4 protein-coding genes are annotated in these 3,871 nt (G+C 67.2%); 2 read left to right on the plus strand and 2 right to left on the minus strand.

The genetic code is table 11. The annotated features are described in order from the left end of the window. Positions 1 to 58 precede the first annotated feature (58 nt). Together VFG33_RS22895 and VFG33_RS22900 are read right to left on the minus strand one after the other, a co-directional pair. Positions 59 to 988, minus strand: coding sequence for a carbohydrate ABC transporter permease (locus tag VFG33_RS22895; RefSeq protein WP_325054975.1), 930 nt, complete (start codon positions 986 to 988; stop codon positions 59 to 61). A gap of 2 nt (positions 989 to 990) precedes the next feature. Beyond that, positions 991 to 2,337 carry an ABC transporter substrate-binding protein gene (locus VFG33_RS22900; RefSeq protein ID WP_325054976.1) on the minus strand — a complete coding sequence of 449 codons (1,347 nt, stop codon included), beginning with the start codon at positions 2,335 to 2,337 and terminating at the stop codon, positions 991 to 993. Positions 2,338 to 2,473: 136 nt separating this feature from the next. On the opposite strand from VFG33_RS22900, the gene VFG33_RS22905 reads away from it, so the two are divergent. Together VFG33_RS22905 and VFG33_RS22910 are read left to right on the plus strand one after the other, a co-directional pair. Beyond that, on the plus strand, positions 2,474 to 3,253 hold the full coding sequence (locus tag VFG33_RS22905; protein WP_325054977.1) for a VOC family protein: 780 nt from the start codon (positions 2,474 to 2,476) through the stop codon (positions 3,251 to 3,253). Beyond that, positions 3,250 to 3,871: SDR family NAD(P)-dependent oxidoreductase (locus VFG33_RS22910; RefSeq protein ID WP_325054978.1), on the plus strand; the 622-nt coding region annotated here is incomplete at its 3' end. The genes VFG33_RS22905 and VFG33_RS22910, both read left to right, overlap by 4 nt.

Consider the following 3,871-nt stretch of genomic DNA (forward strand, 5'->3'; position numbering starts at 1 on the left):
CGGGGACGTGCAGCCGACTGCAGCTTCGGGGTGGTCCGCTCCAGCACCGCCGTCGTACTCATCGGTCCTCCCCGAACGCACGCTTCTGCAGGAAGCTCAGCACCGTCAGCGAGACCGCCAAGGTGCCGATGGCGAGCATCACCGAGGCCGCGGCCGCGGTGTAGATGTCGTTGTTGACGAAGGCGTCGCGGTAGATCGTCATCAGCGGCACCCAGGTGAACGAGATCGAGTCGGTCAACGGCTGCAGGGTCGACGGCTCGCTGAACACCTGCAGGGACGCGATCAGCGAGAAGATCCCCGTCATCACCAGTGCCGGCGCGATCAGCGGAACCTTGATCCGCAACGCGATCTGCAACTCGCTGGCTCCGTCCACCCTGGCCGCATCGTCAAGCTCTGAAGGCAACCCGCGCAGGGCGGTGTAGAGCACGATCATGTTGAACCCGACTCCACCCCAGATGCCGATGTTCGCGACCGAGAAGAGCACGCTGCCGGCGCCGAGGAAGTCCGGCGCCGGCAGTCCGACCGCCTCGAACGCGGCCCGGATCGGGCTGACCCCCGGCAGGTAGAGGAATCCCCACAACAGCGAGGCGATCACCCCGGGTACGGCGTACGGGAGGAAGATGCCGAGTCTGGTGAACGACTTGAGCCGGGCGCCGCGTGAGTCGAGCAGCAGGGCGAACAGCAGGGCCAGACCGAGCATGGTCGGCACCACGACGACGCCGTACCCGAGCATCCGCACGACCGAGTGCGCATACGCCGAATCGGTGATGGCGCCGACGTAGTTCGCCAGGCCGACGAACGATTCCTTGCGCAGCCCGAGGCCGCCGCCGGTGACCCGGGACGCGCGGAGGCTGAGGTAGACGGTGTAGCCGATCGGGATGATCAGGAACAGCACCAGCAACACCAGCGCAGGCACCAGCAGCACGTACGGCGCCGCGCCCCCAAGCCGTCGCGGTTTACTGACCGGCCTGGCCGCCAGGACCGCCATCGTCAGGACTCCTTGATCTCGAAGCCCTGCTTCTTCAGGTCCGCGACCGAGGCCGCCTGCAGCTGGTCGACGGCCGCACCGAAGTCGCCCTTGCTCTGGATGGCCTTGGCGAACAGGTCGCTGTACTGGCTGTAGGTGACGTTCACGTTCGGCGCCCAGGTGAACCCGCGGGCCGTCTTCGCGATCGCGGCGGCATCGGTGAAGAACGCCGGCTGGTTGGGCATCATCGCCGGGGCCTTGGCCAGCGCGGGCGTCGTCTGGCCGGCGGTCGCGGCCGGATAGATGCCGCCGAACGAGACGAACGCCTCCAGCGCTTCCGGGTCGGTGTTCAGCCACTTGACGAACTTCTGCGCCTGGGCCGACTGCTTGGACTTCGCCGCGATCGCGGTCGCCGAACCACCCCAGAAGCCAGTGACCGGAGTCCCCGCCTCCCACTGCGGCATCGGAACCATCGACCACTTGCCCTTGGTGGTCGGCGCCACGCCCTGCAGCACACCGGCTCCCCAGATCGCACTCGGCCAGGCCAACAGGGTGCCGTCGCTCATCGCCTTGTTCCACTCCGGCGTGTACATCGGCTTGCCCTGCAGCGTTCCGGCGTTCACCAGGTCACCCCAGAACGACGCGAGCTTCTTCGTCGGCTCATCGTTGATCGACACCGTCCAGGTGCCGTTGTCGTTGGCCCACCAGTTCGCGCCCGCCTGCTCGGCCAGCCCGGCGAACCAGCCCGGGTCGCCCGAGGAGAAGGTGGCCAGATAGCGCTTGGAGTCCTTGCTCCGGACCTGCTCCGCCAGCGCGCCGAACTCGTCCCAGGTCTTCGGCACCGTCAGGCCGAGCTGCTCGAACAGGTCGGACCGGTAGTACAACATCATCGGGCCGATGTCCTGCGGGATCGCGTAGGTCTTGCCGCCGAACGAGGTGAGACCCCAGGTGCCGTCGGTGAAGGCGCCCTTCACCTCAGTGGCCAGGCCGCTGAGGTCCGCTGTCACCCCGTTGGTGATCAGCACCGGCAGCGCCTGGTACTCGGCGTGGATCAGGTCCGGCGGATTGCCGGCCCGGTGGGCGGTGACGATCTTGGTGAGCAGCTCCTCGCCCTGGGCCTGGGCACTGACCGTCACCTGCTGGGTCGGGTTCTTCTGGTTCCAGATCGCGACGACCTTGTCGATGCCGGTCGTCCAGGTCCAGAAGGTCAGCTTGGCCGGTGCGTCCGGGTCACCGGCGGGCGCTGCCGCGGCCGGCTCGTCATCGTCGCTGGAACAGGCGGCCAGGCCTAGCGCCAGGCCTGCTCCGGCGACGCCGCGAAGGAAGAGGCGGCGATCGAAGGCAGTGGGTCCGGTAATCGAATGAACCATGATGGGCCCCTCGGGATCAGGTGGTTCTGTGATCGCTCACGGATTTCTGTGAGCGATCACAGATTCAGCCCGTCGCGGACCGCTGTCAAGACTTCGGGGCTGCCATTCTGTGAGCGGTCACGGTACTGTTCCGGGCATGCCACCCTCAGTGCCCTCCGGATTGCACCGGGTCGAGATCGGCTGCCGCGACCTCGCCCGCTCCCTCGACTTCTACCAAGATCTGTTGGGTTTCCAGCCTGTTCCCGACCCAGTGCGACCGGATCGTCGCAGCCGGTTGCTCAGCCGCGGAACCGTCGTCCTCGAGCTCGTCGAGGTCGGGGCCGAGGGCAATCAAGGCGGCTGGGTGAACGACGATCTGCAGGGCGGGATCCGGCATCTCGGGATGAAGGTCGCAGCCGTCGACCGGCAGATCAAGCGGCTGGAGGGCGCCGGCGTGACTGTGCTCTCGCAGCCGATGGACGTGCTCGGTGATGTCCGGATCGCGTTCTTCCTCGACCCTGACGGCGCCCGGCTGGAGTTCATCCAGGGCAACCTCAGCTATCAGAAGATCTCGTCACCGGAACTCGCGGCGGCCGAGGCCGCGCAGGTGCCGGGTGAGGTGCCACGGTTCGACCATGTGGCCTTCACCGTGGCGGATCTCCCGACGGCGCTGGCGTTCTGGCGGGACCGGTTCGGTTTCGAGGTGATCGGCGAGATCCGCCATCACGGCGATCAGCGGGGGTTCCTGATGACGTACCTGCAGGCGGGTCAGGCCGTCCTGGAGGTGTTCAGTTTCGACGTCCCGATCGTGCTGAACGACATCTCCGCGGCCGGTACCTCCGTGCTCGGCCCCCGGCGACTCCTTCTCGAAGGTCCTGGCGAGCAACGGTTGATCGCGCCCGACGGGGTGCCTGTCACGATGGGCGGCTCACGATGAGCCGGGTCCTGGTCACTGGGTCGAACGACGGGATCGGTGCGGAGATCGCCCGCATCCTGGTGGCGCAGGACCACCAGGTGATCCTGCACGCCCGCAACGACGCTCGCGCCGCAGACTTCAGCACGGAGTACGTCAGAGGGGATCTAGGGTCGTTGGGGTCGACTCGGGAAATGGCGGCTGAGTTGCTGCGGATCGGACCGCCCGAGGTTGTGGTGCACAACGCGGGCTGGGGCAGCAAGGACGAGAGCCGCCCCGTCACCGAGGACGGGCTGGAGCAGACGTTCCAGATCAATGCGCTGGCGCCGCTGCTGCTGACGGCGTTGCTTCCGAAGCCGGAGCGCTTGGTGTTCGTCAGCTCGGACTCGATCGTTCGCGGGAACATCCGCCTCGATGATCTGCAGCATGAGGACGACTGGACCGCGGATGCGGCGTACGCGGACTCCAAGCTGGTGATGACCGCGCTGGCCTTCGCCCTCGCGAGGCGCTGGCCGGACACCCTCTCGAACGCAGTACATCCTGGCTGGGTGAGCACCAAGATGAGCGAGTACGCGGCTCCACTGACCGTTGCCCAAGGCGCCGACACACCAGCCTGGCTCGCGGTTTCGACCGACCCGGCCG

The sequence above is a fragment of the Kribbella sp. genome, from assembly GCF_035687465.1.
In the GTDB taxonomy this organism is placed as follows: domain Bacteria; phylum Actinomycetota; class Actinomycetes; order Propionibacteriales; family Kribbellaceae; genus Kribbella.

Excerpts from the sequence above, each read along its gene's own strand:
- VFG33_RS22895 (WP_325054975.1), bottom strand. The coding sequence starts at position 988 with ATGGCGGTCCTGGCGGCCAGGCCGGTCAGTAAACCGCGACGGCTTGGG.
- VFG33_RS22900 (WP_325054976.1), bottom strand. The coding sequence starts at position 2,337 with ATGGTTCATTCGATTACCGGACCCACTGCCTTCGATCGCCGCCTCTTC.
- VFG33_RS22905 (WP_325054977.1), top strand. The coding sequence starts at position 2,474 with ATGCCACCCTCAGTGCCCTCCGGATTGCACCGGGTCGAGATCGGCTGC.